Genomic DNA, 14,311 nt, shown 5'->3' with positions numbered 1-14,311 from the left:
TACATTCATTTTTAGTTTGGTAATAAATCTTGATTTAGAATCGACTGAAAATGAGGGGGTAGACAGATGATGGTGTGCCTGCCAGCATTTGTCTAAAATAAAATATAAAAAGAAGGAGGACCGCATTCAAGGTGAAACAAACTTATCATAAAGTGTCTCATGCTCTGATGACTTTGCTGCTTTTGGTATCAACCTTTATTCCCTTGTTAAGCTCAAGTCCTAGGGTTTCTGCTGCAGAGTTAGGTGATGGCGACTATCAACTAACTACAAACGTCACCATTAATACTAATCCTTTAAAGGATACAGGCTACGGTGAAGGTAAATTTTACATTGCACCGACCTATAAATTTGCAGATAGCAAAGTATTAAATAATGGTGATACCATGGTTTATCGTGTTCCATCACAGTTCAAAATTGAGCGAACTTTGGAGGAAAACATAAGCGCACCGGATGGCACTGTTGTTGCTAAGTTGGTGACAGATCCTGTTACAAATACAGCAACCATTACTGTCACAAATGCTGAGTATTTTGCGAAAATGCCAGATACCAAGCTTATTCAATCTTCTTTCACAGTGGTTTGGGCTGATAATATGCCTTATGACCAAGAGCAAGAAGTTAATTTCCCAGGTGCTAGAACCTATAGGCTGAAGCGCATCAAGGTTGATGAGGAGCCTCAGGGTTATTCCAAGTGGGGTGTTCAGGATTCTAAGGATCCAAACTACGTCAACTGGCGTATCCGTGTCAATCGCGATGTCCAAAATCTTGGTCAAGTTGTCATTGAGGACGCTATTCCAGAAGGCCAAGAGCTGGATGAAGATGCAGGGATTACAGGTTACTACTTTACTGAGTGGGAAGGTGCTTCTGGTACACGTAAATCCTTCAACCCGAGCGACGTTGTTTCTATTACAGACTCCAATCATTTCACAGTTAATGCTGGGGATTTGAGTGGAAGAGGTATTTATGTTATCTACCGGACCCGTTTGACTGAGCCAGTAGATAAGGTAACCAAAAAAGCCTTTAACGATGTAACCGTTACATCTAATGGGCAAAAGATGCCTGATTTGTTAGCACGTCCATTCGCGCCTTTGACAACTCTTGATGGTGTTGGCGAAGGTACCCGTTCTGATGAAGTTATCTTTAAAGTCAAAAAGGAATTGACTGGCCGCAATTTGGCAGATGGTGAATTTACTTTTGATTTGATTAATAAGGATGACAACGACAAAGTTGTTCAAACGGTAACTAATAAAGCTGGTGCCGTAACCTTTAAGAAACTTCGTTTCAAAAAAGAAGGAACCTTTAACTACGTCATTCGTGAACGCGCAAGCAATCTGCCAGGTGTGACAAACGATGCCAATTCAGACATCAATGTTACTGTTACTGTAACAGACAATAACGGCGTTAAGACAGCAACTGTTGCCTATGACCGTGATGCTTTCACCAATACATACAAGTTAGAGCCAGCAACCGCAGCGATTACCGCTAAGAAAGTTCTGGATGGTAAAGCACTTGAAGCTGGTAAGTACAGTTTCAAGCTGACTGAGGTTGGCGGAAATAACGTGGAACTTCAAGCAACAAATGACGCCGATGGTAATATCAAGTTTCCTGAAATCAACTATGATAAAGAAGGAACTTATACCTACAAGCTGAAAGAAATAGCTGGAAGTGAAGCTGGAGTGACGTATGACAGTACAGAACATACTGTGACTGTCACAGTGACTGAAAACAATGCCAAGTTGGAAGCTGCTGTAACAGACAACAATCCAACATTCACCAACAGTTATAAAGACTATGGTGTCAGCTATGAGTTTCTCAGCTCTAACCCAGCCTATCCAAACCTGCCAAAAGAAGTAACGGATTTGCTTCCAGCAGATACTAATCGCTACACTAGTGGTACTAATGTAGACGCTAAGCAGCCTGCTAAAACAAGTGTTACAGTTACTGAAGGCACATGGACTTTCGAAGGCTATGCGGAAACGAATAGCCAGACTGTTGCAGATAAAGACCTTAAATTTACTGGTAAATGGAATTTCACTCCAGCACCGAAATATAAGGTAACGTATGAATTTGTAAGCGCAGATCCGAATCGCGCTTTACCAGCAGAGGTAACAGAATTGTTGCCGACCGATGCCACTGAATATGCAGACGGTGCTGCCGTTCAAGCGGTTCAGCCAGCTAAGAAAACTGTTGAAGCAAGTGATGGTACTTGGAAATTCCTCAAATATGACGCAGATAGTAAAACTATTGCAGGCGAAGATGTCAAATTTACAGGCACATGGACATTTGAAGCTAGACGTCCACAAGGACCAGGTACACCGCCACCTTCTTCAGGTTCGACACCACCACCGTCATCATCTGGTGACAAACCAGTTGGTTCGACTGATGGAACACCAGGTAATTCGTCAGATAAAGATGGAAAAGATGTTACTGGATCAGCAACTGGCAAAAAAGTTTTGCCGAAAACAGGCAGTGAAACATCTATCTTTGCGATAGCAGCAGGATTTGCTCTGATTCTTTTATCAGCTCTTGTCTATCGTTTCAAAAAAGCTAATTAATATTAGCCAAACGAATCATCTCAGCGAGCTGAGATGATTTTTTCTTGTCTTTGTCATCATCTATCCTTGATAATGTACTGACGGTTAAATTTATAAACTCTAAAATAAGTAGTCGTTCAAATGGATGTTTTTACGGTGGCTAATATTTGCTAAGCTTGATTTTACAGTCAATGAATACTTGAAAATAAAAGTGAATTCTTGTTTTATTAAGAAGATTTGTTATAATAAAATAAGAAAAAGTTTCTTTGTTTAAAGAGAGATGTTGATGAAAAATAGGAAGTTTAGGGTGATTCCTTTTTTGCCCCTAGTTTTGTATCTACTGGTGTATTTGTACGGTTATTCGGGAATTGAGCCAGAGCCGGGGGTTGCTTATGGTTATCTTTACCTTTTTCTTTTATTAGTTCCTGTTGTCATTGCTTATTTTGTACTTGCTGTTACGAATTTTGCAACACTGATGGGGGAAGTTACTTATTTATTCAAAGGACAGCTGCTAGGGCATCTCTATCGGCTTTACTTTTCTATCTTTTTCTTTTCGATTTTGTTTTGCGGTCTTAATTATTATCAGTTGATAGCTCCATATGGCCCTCAGATGAAAATTAGTGCTGGAGAAGCTTATAATCCCTTAGCACCTTATGCCATTCCTCTCTTGCTTTTTCTCTTAGGATTGTTGGGCAATCTCTTCTTTTGGGATTTGCAAAAGATTGAAGTCCAGGAGGAGAAAGAGTAGCAGTACGGCGATAGTAATTGAGGTGTCATAATTTCTCAAAATCATTAAAAGCCTGCTGAAAATCTATTTGCTCAGGCTTTCTTTGTGCTATAATAAAGAAAAACGATGAGGAGACATTCATGAATCAAACTGTTCAATATTTACAAGAATTAACGGCTATCCCTTCCCCAACGGGTTTTACGGCTGAGGTGGCAGACTATTTGGTACAAACGCTGGAAGGATTGGGCTATGAGCCTGTTCGGACCAATAAAGGCGGCGTCCATGTCGTGGTTAAGGGGGAAAATGACGCCCAGTATCGGGTAGTGACTGCCCATGTGGATACACTGGGGGCTATTGTTCGGGCTATTAAGTCTGACGGTCGCCTCAAGCTGGATCGGATTGGCGGTTTCCCTTGGAACATGATTGAAGGAGAAAACTGTCTGGTCCATGTGGCCAGCAGTGGAAAGACTATCAGTGGGACTATCTTAGTTCACCAGACTTCCTGCCATGTTTACAAGGATGCTGGGACGGTTGAGCGAACTCAGGACAATATGGAAGTCCGTTTGGACGAAAAGGTGACAAGTGAGAAAGAAACGCGGGATTTAGGAATCGAAGTCGGGGATTTTATTTCCTTTGATCCTCGTACCACAGTTACCAAGTCAGGCTTTATCAAGTCTCGCTTTCTGGACGACAAGATCAGCGCAGCTATTTTGCTCAATCTTTTGCGCGTTTATAAAGAGGAAAATATTCAGCTGCCAGTGACGACGCATTTTGCTTTCAGTGTCTTTGAAGAGGTTGGTCATGGGGCTAATTCCAGCCTGCCGGAGCAAGCGGTAGAGTATCTGGCTGTTGATATGGGCGCTATGGGTGATGACCAGCAGACGGATGAGTATACGGTTTCCATCTGTGTTAAGGATGCTTCAGGGCCTTATCACTATGGCTTCCGCCAGCATTTGGTAAATTTGGCTAAGGAGCAGGGCATTCCATACAAATTGGACATCTATCCATTTTACGGGTCAGACGCCTCTGCAGCCATGAGTGCAGGAGCAGAAGTCAAGCATGCCCTGCTAGGGGCAGGTATCGAATCTAGCCACTCTTATGAGCGTACCCATATTGATTCAGTTGTTGCGACAGAGCGCATGGTGGATGCTTATCTAAGGAGTGGCTTGGTGGAGTGAGAAATCAAATTTTTAAAAAATCATCTGAAACGCTTGCATAAAATTGTAAGTTGTGAGATATTATTATATAGAATTACTTTAGGTTAAAAGGGAGAAAATGAAAGTAGTTTGTGTGGATGCTTGTATCCGTTCTAGGGCGTTTGGGATTGACATTGCCCTCCGCAATCGATTTGAACTTTTTGAAGAAATGAAAGTGCCTTATGAATTGTGGGTTTCTGAAGCGGATACAGATATATATGCTAATGCCTCTTCTAGGCAGATTGTGTTGGACAGTTATGAAGCCTTGGGAATTGATAGGAGTAAAGTCCGTTTTCTGGGCTTAGAATTAGCTGGTAGGAGTCTGCAGGAGTTTGCTGAGGAGGAGCTTGAGCCAGAAGACTGGCTGATGATGGAGCGTCTGGATATTCCAGAAAATATTCTCTTGAGACGTGAGCAAGATTTTCATGTAGCTCGCGTCCTTCATCAGGATCATATGATTGCCCTCGGACAAGAGTTAAATAAAAAGGTGATGAGCTGGCTGGATCAGGATGTATTAGACTCTTTGATTTTGGTTGGGGAAGGCCAAGAGGCTTATCTGCCTCAAAAGATGAGGGATAAGGCCCTCTTTATTCCAACAACCTATGCAGATCAAGTGGTCCAATATCTAAGAGAGAGAGTCTTTGATCCTAAGGATATTCGCTTGGTGACAGTTAGTCGTTTGTCTGAGGAGAAAAATGTTCTGTTATTGCTGAAAATCATGGCTTTGCTCAAATTTAAAGGGTATGAGCAATTTAGGTTAGATATCTATGGAGATGGTCCAGATATGCCTATGCTGCAAGATGTCGTTCAGCTCAATGATTTGGAAGATATGGTTCATTTTAAGGGCTATCAGTCTCAGGTGGCTTTTCAAGCTTATGATGTCTATATTAGCACCTCCTTATCGGAAGCCTTTGCGACATCGCTTTACGAAGCTCTAGTTAATGGCTTACCTCTGATAGGTTTGGATGTGCGTTATGCCAATCGCGCTTATATTAAGCATGGAGAGAATGGCTGGCTGATACCGCAAAATGATGCTAATCAATATATTGCCCATCTAGAGCAATTTAGCCAATTTGGAGAAAAAGAATGGGGGGGATTTTCGGCAAGATCCAAAGAACTTGCCCATCGCTATAACAAAGAATTGCTAATCAATCTATGGGAAAAAGTTTTTAAAATGTCAAAAATAGGAGATTAAAAGGAGAATAATATGAAAAAGACTTTAGGGAAAAAAGTAGAAATGGGAATGAAATTAGTTCCAATTCCTCTGTCTTTACTGCTTGCTGGGACAATGGCAGTGACTGTACAAGCAGATGAGGTAAATAATGAAACAGAGGGGAATCAAGTCCAGAATAACCAGGCGACACCTCCTGTCAATCAAGAACTGCAAAATGATGGGACAATCAAAAATACACCAAATCAGACTGAGGGATCTTCTGGTCTGACCATTTCAGAACAAGGGGAGAATGGCGCGGCTCAAGTCTCTCCTGAAATCAAACAGTTAGCTCAAGAATTTTATGATTTTCATACTAAGGGAGAGATAGAGGAATTTACAAAAGCTGCAACCATGACATCTGTCATGCCAGAGATACAGTCTGTGGAGCAAATAGAAGAAGAAGCTAAAAAGTATGATCATGCTTATGCTATCCGCAAGATGGATGGGGTCTTTAAATACATTGATTTGAAGCAAGTAGAAAATTTAAATCTAGTTAAAGATGATAATTTTCAGGAAGTTCGTTCAAGTTATATATATCCGGAACAATCACTTATTCAAAACAATACAGCACTCTTCTTTTTGAATAAGTGGGAGTCTATATTCAATCCAAATCCAACGCCAGAAGAAGTAGCTAAGATACCAAAAGCTATTATTCCGCGCTCAGAATTGGATTTGACTCTAGATGATACGATTCATATCAACAAATTTTTGAATATGCTATTCGGAAGAGTTTCAGGTATGACATTTGAGGAGGGGTTTTCAAGAATTTATTTACCTGATTCGAATAATAGAGTATTATCTATGAAAGAGATTAAACAAATCTTTCTTAAAAACCCAGATATGTTCCGAATTGACGCTGGAAGTAGTACTTTATATCACGCTATTAATCCTTTCTTTCAAAAACTTTTTCTCAATGGAAAGGAAATCAAGTATTATGATTCGCTTTATAATCGTGAAATAAGTCCTGTTATAATAGATCCAAGACTGAATGGATATTCCGATGTTGCAATTCGTTACTCACCTTTTGATTATAGCGGTATGATGCCAATAAGCTGGGATTTAGGAAAATATAATAGGAAGAATAACTTTTTTGGAAGTGAGAGCGATATTGGTAATATGGTTTATATTGATTGGCTAGGAAATAACCCATCTCTCACTAATCCATGGTTTGGACGTGATAATGTAAAGACCTTTCACTATAAATTGTATCTTATGAAACCAGGTGATAAGACACGCTATTACATTGATAGAGATTATACTATTGAAATAGCAGGTTTCCCTTGGATGATAGAGACACCGGATGGTGGACTTAAAAAGGTAGATGAACATTATGAATCGGGGAGTTATACAGTAGGTGGCTATGAGCCTGACCAACATGAGATAGATAAACTTTTCAGGTCGGTAAAAACTGATGGTTTTGTCTTTAAACTTTCAGATGTTAAGAAGGTCAGGGAAGGAGAGACAGATCCAGGTAAAGTGCTTGTCCGTTACCAAGATGAGCAGGGCAATGTCATTGCTAACCCTATTACTGATGAGCAACCGGGTAAGACCAGATACACTGTCAGCCCTAAACCTCTTATTTCCTATAAGAATCAGCTCTATACTTATAAATCTCGCCTAGCAAACACTTATGATGAGTCTGGAGAGTATGAGGCAGGAATGACTAAAGAAATCGTTTATGTATACATGCGTAATCAGTTCCAACTTCCAAATGACGCTCCAAGCGAAGAGCGCCCAGTCATGGAAATGACTCGCTTTGTAGATGAAAACGGCCAAGAGATATCAGCTCCCGAGCAAGGTTTGGTGGCGTCTAAGAGTATTATCAACTATGACTTCCAGTCCAGCAGTGACGAGGACGGCATTCGCACTCATGTCTATCGCGCCAGCGTGCATGAAGTACCGTCAGACTCTCCAAGTGAAGACAAGCCCGTCATGGAAATGACCCGCTTTATTGATGAATCAGGTCAAGAATTATCAGCTCCTGAGCAAGGTTTGGTGGCATCTAAGAGTATTACTGGCTATGATTTCCAGTCTAGTACTGAGGAGGATGGCATTCGCACTCATGTCTATCGTGCCAGCGTGCATGAAGTACCGTCAGAAGCTCCAAGTAAAGACCTACCAATCTTGGAAATGACTCGCTTTGTAGATGAAAGTGGTCAAGAGTTATCAGACCCAGAGCGAGGTTTAGTGGCATCTAAGAGTATTGCTAACTATGACTTCCAGTCCAGCAGCGACGAGGACGGCATCCGCACTCATGTTTACCGAGCAAGTGTTCATGAGTTGCCATCAGACGCTCCGATTGTGGATAAGCCGGCTATTGAAATCACTCGTTTCCTAGATGTAGATGGACGGCCATTGGCAGCAGCAGAATTTGGTTTACTTGATGCAAAGGATTTTGAAAAATATGGTTTTGTTTCTGTAACGGATGCAAATGGCGTTCGAACTTATGTATACGCGCCAAAAACGAAGACTCAAATAGCTTTGGGAACAGAAATTTCTGAGCAGAAGAGTCCTGTAAGGGTTGAAAACTCTGAGACTACTCCTGTTCTGGCTCGAGTGTCCAAACATCAATTACCAAATACTGGAAGCAAAAATTCATCATTCTTGGGAGCAGCAATCATCAGCCTTTTGGCTTCCTTTAGCTTACTATATTCCAAGAAAGAACAAAAAAAATAAGGCCAATTTGGTCTTATTTTTCTGTTTCCATATTTTGCTGTGACTTATCTGACACTCCAGACACTAACTGATTTTTCCTCCACAGGAAATTTTCCCCAGCCTTGGTCGTCAATGGTTACGATTTGAGAGCTGTTGCCCAGATAGTCGCTGAATTCTCTGCCAGCCCATTCCGTACCGACAAGCATGGATTTACTAGCTGCTTGTGCATTGCTGATAAGGACAGCGATTGGCTGACCGTTGTCCTTGCCTTGACGAGTCCAGCCGATATAGTTGGCATCGTCGAAGTAGTCGGTCTGCTCACCATAAGCAAGATTGAGACGGATGTCTAGGAGTTTATCCAGTAGCTCTTGAAAGCTCTCTTGAGCAAATTCACCGCTAATGCCATAGTAGTCTCCGTAAAAGACGCATGGCAATCCAGCTTCTCTTAGAAGTATGAGAGCATAGGCCGCAGGCTTGAACCATTCTTCAACTGTAGACTCCAGGGCCTGCCCTCTCTGAGTATCGTGGTTGTCCACAAAGGTTACAGCTGATTCAGGATGATTATTTGCAAGTGTTTGGTCAAAAATAGTTCGTAGGTCATAGTCGGCTCCAGATTTGCTGGCATCAAATAAATTATGATGAAGTTTAACATCGACTAGGTCAAAGCGGTAGTCAATATTTTCTAGATAATCATTATTGACCTTCTCATCGCTATTCCAAAATTCCCCAAAGACATAGAAATCATCGCCGTATTTCTCAGTAATATCACGGATGAAATTCTTCATAAAGAAGGAATCGATGTGCTTGACAGCATCTAAGCGAAAGCCATGTACACCAGTGCTTTCAATAAACCAATGAGCCCAGTCGTAGAGATTTTGGATGACTTCAGGGTGCTTGAAATCAATATCCGCATACATCAGATAGTCGTAGTTACCGTTCTCGTTATCCACTAGCTCGTCATTTGCCCAACCTTTATTGTCGCCTTGGATGAGAAAAATGCCTGACCTGTTGTTTTTAGCATCATAGTCAGTGCCAGTGAAGTGGTACCAGTGCCATTCGAAGTCATTGTAGGCTTTTTTGCGGCCTGGGAAGACAAACTTAGTCCAGCCTTTGATTTCGAAAGGTTCTGACAAGACCTTTGTGCGGTCGTTAGGATCTACTTCAACAACGGTAAAGCGCTCTTTATAGTCAGCTGCAGCCTTGTGATTGAGAACCACATCTGCAATAGCTTCGATACCGTTTTGGCTAAGCGCTTCAATCGCTCGGAGGTATTCTTCCTTCAATCCATACTTTGTGCGGACGGTCCCTTTTTGGTCGAATTCTCCCAAATCAAAAAGGTCGTATACACCATATCCGACATCATTAGAGCCAGTTCCTTTGAAAGCTGGCGGCATCCAGACTTTGCGAATTCCTTTCGCTGCTAAGTTTGGTGCATCTTCCGCTAAGCGGTTCCAATGCTGACCGTCATCTGGCAGATACCATTCAAAATACTGCATTAAGGTTTGGTTTTCCATATAAATTTTCCTCTTCATTCTCACTGATTGGCTTTATTGTACCAAAAGAAGCAGAAAGGCGCAATCGTTTGCGTTTTTTCACTCTCATAGATATTTAACTCTTTTATAATTTGAAAAATATTTTTAAAATTGAAAATGAAACATTTTTAGCTGAGACAAAAAGCCGCAAAAAGAGTATACTAATCTGTATAGAAATCGGTAAAGGAGCTCTCTTATGATTGAATTTAAAGATGTCACTAAAGTTTATGAAGGAACGGTAGCTCTCAATCAGCTGAATCTAACCTTGCAGAGCGGAGAAATCGTCGGTCTGATTGGTCACAATGGCGCGGGAAAATCTACCACCATTAAGTCATTGGTCAGCGTCATCAATCCTAGTAGTGGACAGATTATTGTAGATGGGAAAGAATTATCAGCTAATCGCTTGGAAGTCAAGAAAAAAATCGGCTATGTAGCCGATTCACCAGATTTATTTTTGCGCCTAACTGCCAATGAGTTCTGGGAACTGGTAGCGACTTCTTACGATATGACAAATGCTGAAGTCGAAGAGCGACTGGGAAATCTGCTCCATATTTTCGACTTTGGCTCTCATCGGTATGAGGTCATTGATTCATTTTCTCATGGGATGAGGCAAAAAGTCTTCGTCATAGCGGCGCTTTTGTCTGACCCGGATATTTGGGTGCTGGATGAGCCGCTGACTGGTCTTGATCCGCAGGCAGCTTTTGACCTCAAACAAATGATGCGGGAACATGCAGATAAAGGAAATACAGTTCTCTTTTCAACCCATGTCTTGGAAGTTGCAGAGCAGCTCTGTGATAAGGTGGCCATTCTCAAAAAAGGGAAATTGATTTTCTACGGAACGATTGAAGAACTAAAAGGCCAACATCCAGAACAGTCTCTTGAAACCATTTATCTTGGTCTGGCAGGCCGTAGAGAAGAGGTGAGTCCTGATGCGCATTAAAGCTATAAAAAAACTCGTTGATATCAACATCCTCTATGCTATTCAGCCGTCTCAGCTGCAACAGTACCGCAAGATGCAAGCTAAGAATCCTGAGCGCAAGGTCAATGTATCGCTGAAGGCCATCCGCATGTATCTGATTTTAGGACTGGTCTATCTCTTTCTTTTCGGCTTGATGGGCTCCCTGAACCAACTGGTTGGCAATCCTGGTCTCTTTGCCAATTTGGTTTCTGCTTTTGCTCTCTTTTCTATGTCTCAGGGCTTTCTGGTTTTTTACAATGTCTTTTATGAAAGCAAGGACTTGCAGTCTTATCGTCCCTACGCTTTTAGCGAAGCAGAAATCATCGTCGGCAAAAGCATTTCAGTTATTCTGACCTTGCTGATTGCCATTTTGCCTATGTTCAGTTATTTCTTGGTTCTGACTTTCCAAGGTGGTAATCCTTTCTTGGGCCTGCCCTTAGCTCTGCTTGCTATTCTGATTTTAAGTTCAGTCATCACCTTTCTGATTCTGATTGCCGTCCATTTCATTACCAAGACAGTCTTTTTCAGGAAGTACAAGACCATCCTGTCCAATGTCATTCTGGCTCTTGTTTCCGTTGGATCCTTTTTCCTCTATTTTATGATTAATCAAATGAACAGCAGAAGCGTTGTAAATCGTACAGAGGTCAAAGCTTTCTTTCCGCCAGTTCAGGCCTTTTATGATTTTATCCTTCATCCTTTTCATACAGCTTCCTTGCTGGGATTTTTGGGATGGGTTGCAGTTGCGGCTCTTCTATTTTTCATCGTAAAGACCAAGGTGATTCCAGAGTTTTATGAGGCAGCTCTCATGACGGGCTCTTCAGTAGGAAAGCGGGAGCGCGTGCATGACATCAATATTGCGGAAGCAAAAAATCTCAAAAAGTTTGTCTGGCATTACAATATCAGGCTCTTGAGCGAGGGTTCTGTCATTATGCAAGCTATCTTTATGTCGGCCTTTCTCCCTTACATTGTCATTTTCAGTATGGGAATGGGCATGATACAAGGTGGCCTGTCTTTGACTTCTTATCTGGGACCACGTTTCCTCTTGCCAATGATGGCTCTGGCTGTTTTGATTGCAACTCTAAACTCAGGCGGCAGCAACCTTACGGCTATTGGGATTTCTCTGGAAAGGGAAAATTTTGATTATCTCAAGGTTCTCCCCTTTGATTTGAAGCAATATATTCATCTGAAGTTTTGGCAACTCTTTGCCGTCCAGTCTATCCTGCCTTTGACCTTGCTTTTGATAACCAGCCTTGTTTCCGGTATGCATCCATTGACTTTCTTGGGCATGGTGATTGTTTGGGCCTTGATTAGTCTAATGTGGAGTTCTTGGGGTTACTACCGAGACTACAAGCATCTGGTGACTAATTGGTCCAATGTCACAGAATTGATGAGCCGAGATAATAATATGGTGAAAACTCTCTTAGCCATCGCTCTGATTTTAGGAATGGTGATTGTCATTACTCTTCTCTTCTTTATATCCAATGTTCTTGCGCCTCTGGTAATTTATGTGATAGTCGCTCTAGTTTTAGCAGGCTTAGCTGTGTTGTCTTACATAGTCCACAAACACTACATGAAAAAGCTGAATGAAGAGCTAGTAGTATTTTATTAAACAAGCATCAGGAAGTCGAAAGACTTTCTGATTTTTTGACTGTAAAAATAACAGCTCTGCACATTCGCAGAGCTGTTAATTGTTTTTCTGTATTTTTTCTACATCCAGTGGCATGAAAGTCGCCATGACTCGGCCGATGAGCTTAGGCTCTTCCTCATGCGGAATAAACTTGTCACTATATTTTTTATTAAGGGAAATCAGACGAATACCGGATGGATCGTTGAAGACCCTTTTTATAATGGTTTGGCCGTCATAGTCAATAGCATAGATAGCACCGGCAAGCTCAAAATGAGTCTGCTTGATTAGCGCTACGGAATCCCTCGGATACTTGGGCTCTAACGAGTCTGTTCGTACCCAAAGAGCAATATCGTAGTCAATTTCTCTGTCCAACCAGACTAAATCAGCTTGTTCAGGTTTATGCTGAGAGAGGTAGTAGTTTTCATGGACCAAGTAGGGGAAGTAGTCGTCCTTTAAGCTGGCATGTGTTTCTTGCTCAGTCAGGCTAGCTTCCAGTAGCTTTAATCCTTTCCCCTGTCTGTCTTGATCAAGTTGTTGATAAATACGATTTAAATCGGGGAATTGCTGAGGGATGTCTGCAATTAGTCGGTAACGAGGGTCAATTTCTTCAACCTCTACCTCAAAAAATCTTGCAATCTTTTCTAGATTGGCTGCAATAGGCAGAGATGTTCCTTTGATATAGCCAGTCAGTGTACTAGCAGGAATGCCTGTTTCACGAGATAGTTCGACTTGTTTTTTACCTGTTTCCTTGAGAAGTTCTTTGAGCTTTTTAGAAATGAGAAGACTTGCTTCCTTGTCTTGGGGGCTTGCGGCGCCTCTTCCTCTGGCCATAATATCAACTCCTTTACTTGTTTCAATTATAGCGAATTAAATCGAAAAAGTAAAGGATTAGATCAATTATCTTAACCTAATCCTTTACTTTTTTAGATATTGTATTAAATTTCGTAGCCCATTAAGATTCCGCCTTCCTCAGCGTAGAAGCTGCAGAGTCCTGAAGTCGGCACCATTTCGATTTGAGCTTGGGGATACTTTTCTTGTACCAGTTGGCTAAATTGCTGGCAGAACTTTTCGTTATTGCGGTGAGCGATGATGAGTCGGCCACCCTTGTAACCAGCTTTCAGTAGCTCTTCGATTGCAGAAGCAAGAGCCTTTTTCGGACCGCGTGCCTTTTGTAGAAGCTCGAGAGTACCAGTCTGGCTAGCTTCACCGACCATGCGGATATTGAGCAAGCCGACAACGGTTCCCAGAAGCTTGCTAAGCCGGCCGTTTTTGACCAAGTTATCTACCTTTGCCAGAACGAAGAGAAGTTTAGTTTTCTCTTGATAGCGACTAATGACTTCAACAACTTCATCAAAGCTAAGATCTTGCTGAATGAGTTCGTTGAGTTTAGTCACAAGTAAGTCTACCTCGCCGCCAGCAGAAAGACTATCAATGACATGAATCTGGGCATCAGGGTGTTCTTCTAAAAAGATTTTCTTAGCAACCTGAGCACTATTATTGCTGCCAGATAGAGTTCCAGTGATAGTCACCACAAAGATCTTGTCAGCTCCCTCAAAGCTTTTGAGATAGTCATCTGGACTAGGGCAGGCGGACTTTGAAGCAGCAGAAGAAGCATACATCTTCTCCATCATCAGGTCAATATCAAGTTCCTTATTATCTACAAAGATTTCATTTTCCACTTGAATGGTCAAGGGAACACTTTCAAACTGTGTGTCTTTAGCCAAGTTTGCCATTTCACGAAAGTCACAGCCAGAGTCAGCTATAATTTTCCAAGTCATATTTTTCTCCTTTTTTTGTCAAGTATGTACAATAAAAAAATTGACAAAAAACCTGTCTTTTTTTACAATTATAACATGAAGAATGCTTACTAGA

10 protein-coding genes are annotated in these 14,311 nt (G+C 41.5%); 7 read left to right on the top strand and 3 right to left on the bottom strand.

The features are described 5' to 3' along the window. Positions 1-131 precede the first annotated feature (131 nt). From HMPREF1150_RS00795 to HMPREF1150_RS00815, 5 genes are all read left to right on the top strand, one after another. Positions 132-2,552 carry an SHIRT domain-containing protein gene (locus HMPREF1150_RS00795; RefSeq protein WP_009660472.1) on the top strand — a complete coding sequence of 807 codons (2,421 nt, stop codon included), beginning with the start codon at positions 132-134 and terminating at the stop codon, positions 2,550-2,552. 259 nt (positions 2,553-2,811) lie between these two features. Continuing rightward, positions 2,812-3,279 (top strand): hypothetical protein, encoded by a 468-nt coding sequence (locus tag HMPREF1150_RS00800; protein ID WP_032905768.1) that lies wholly within the window; start codon positions 2,812-2,814, stop codon positions 3,277-3,279. A 119-nt stretch (positions 3,280-3,398) separates the two neighbouring features. Beyond that, complete coding sequence (locus HMPREF1150_RS00805) at positions 3,399-4,436, top strand: M42 family metallopeptidase (RefSeq protein WP_009660515.1); 1,038 nt, start codon at positions 3,399-3,401, stop codon at positions 4,434-4,436. A 97-nt stretch (positions 4,437-4,533) separates the two neighbouring features. Then, the gene (locus HMPREF1150_RS00810) at positions 4,534-5,649 is read left to right on the top strand and encodes a glycosyltransferase (RefSeq protein WP_009660435.1); all 1,116 of its coding nucleotides are present in this window, start codon (positions 4,534-4,536) and stop codon (positions 5,647-5,649) included. Positions 5,650-5,661: 12 nt separating this feature from the next. Beyond that, a complete protein-coding gene (locus tag HMPREF1150_RS00815; RefSeq protein WP_002912309.1) occupies positions 5,662-8,343 on the top strand; it encodes a MucBP domain-containing protein in 2,682 nt (893 codons plus the stop codon). A gap of 44 nt (positions 8,344-8,387) precedes the next feature. Here HMPREF1150_RS00815 and HMPREF1150_RS00820 read toward each other — a convergent pair whose 3' ends face one another. Continuing rightward, positions 8,388-9,854: an alpha-amylase gene (locus HMPREF1150_RS00820; protein WP_083842694.1), complete on the bottom strand. Its 1,467-nt coding sequence runs from the start codon at positions 9,852-9,854 to the stop codon at positions 8,388-8,390. Positions 9,855-10,050: 196 nt separating this feature from the next. Here HMPREF1150_RS00820 and HMPREF1150_RS00825 point away from each other — a divergent pair, with 196 nt between their 5' ends. Together HMPREF1150_RS00825 and HMPREF1150_RS00830 are read left to right on the top strand one after the other, a co-directional pair. Next, positions 10,051-10,794 carry an ABC transporter ATP-binding protein gene (locus tag HMPREF1150_RS00825; RefSeq protein WP_009660324.1) on the top strand — a complete coding sequence of 248 codons (744 nt, stop codon included), beginning with the start codon at positions 10,051-10,053 and terminating at the stop codon, positions 10,792-10,794. Continuing rightward, complete coding sequence (locus HMPREF1150_RS00830; RefSeq protein ID WP_009660466.1) at positions 10,784-12,421, top strand: hypothetical protein; 1,638 nt, start codon at positions 10,784-10,786, stop codon at positions 12,419-12,421. Before HMPREF1150_RS00825 ends, HMPREF1150_RS00830 begins: the two co-directional genes overlap by 11 nt. Positions 12,422-12,496: 75 nt before the next feature. Here HMPREF1150_RS00830 and HMPREF1150_RS00835 read toward each other — a convergent pair whose 3' ends face one another. Together HMPREF1150_RS00835 and HMPREF1150_RS00840 are read right to left on the bottom strand one after the other, a co-directional pair. Further along, on the bottom strand, positions 12,497-13,270 hold the full coding sequence (locus tag HMPREF1150_RS00835) for an XRE family transcriptional regulator (protein WP_009660399.1): 774 nt from the start codon (positions 13,268-13,270) through the stop codon (positions 12,497-12,499). 104 nt (positions 13,271-13,374) lie between these two features. Continuing rightward, the gene (locus HMPREF1150_RS00840; RefSeq protein WP_009660352.1) at positions 13,375-14,217 is read right to left on the bottom strand and encodes a DegV family protein; all 843 of its coding nucleotides are present in this window, start codon (positions 14,215-14,217) and stop codon (positions 13,375-13,377) included. Between the last annotated feature and the right edge of the window lie 94 nt (positions 14,218-14,311).

Origin of the sequence: Streptococcus sp. AS14 (assembly GCF_000286495.1) — a bacterium.
Taxonomy (GTDB): domain Bacteria; phylum Bacillota; class Bacilli; order Lactobacillales; family Streptococcaceae; genus Streptococcus; species Streptococcus sanguinis_P.
This window is presented reverse-complemented; position numbering and strand designations above follow the sequence as displayed.

Bases quoted from the DNA above. Each gene is read 5' to 3' on its own strand.
- HMPREF1150_RS00800 (WP_032905768.1), top strand. From the start codon at position 2,812: ATGTTGATGAAAAATAGGAAGTTTAGGGTGATTCCTTTTTTGCCCCTA.
- HMPREF1150_RS00815 (WP_002912309.1), top strand. From the start codon at position 5,662: ATGAAAAAGACTTTAGGGAAAAAAGTAGAAATGGGAATGAAATTAGTT.
- HMPREF1150_RS00830 (WP_009660466.1), top strand. From the start codon at position 10,784: ATGCGCATTAAAGCTATAAAAAAACTCGTTGATATCAACATCCTCTAT.
- HMPREF1150_RS00810 (WP_009660435.1), top strand. From the start codon at position 4,534: ATGAAAGTAGTTTGTGTGGATGCTTGTATCCGTTCTAGGGCGTTTGGG.
- HMPREF1150_RS00835 (WP_009660399.1), bottom strand. From the start codon at position 13,270: ATGGCCAGAGGAAGAGGCGCCGCAAGCCCCCAAGACAAGGAAGCAAGT.
- HMPREF1150_RS00840 (WP_009660352.1), bottom strand. From the start codon at position 14,217: ATGACTTGGAAAATTATAGCTGACTCTGGCTGTGACTTTCGTGAAATG.
- HMPREF1150_RS00825 (WP_009660324.1), top strand. From the start codon at position 10,051: ATGATTGAATTTAAAGATGTCACTAAAGTTTATGAAGGAACGGTAGCT.
- HMPREF1150_RS00805 (WP_009660515.1), top strand. From the start codon at position 3,399: ATGAATCAAACTGTTCAATATTTACAAGAATTAACGGCTATCCCTTCC.
- HMPREF1150_RS00820 (WP_083842694.1), bottom strand. From the start codon at position 9,854: ATGAAGAGGAAAATTTATATGGAAAACCAAACCTTAATGCAGTATTTT.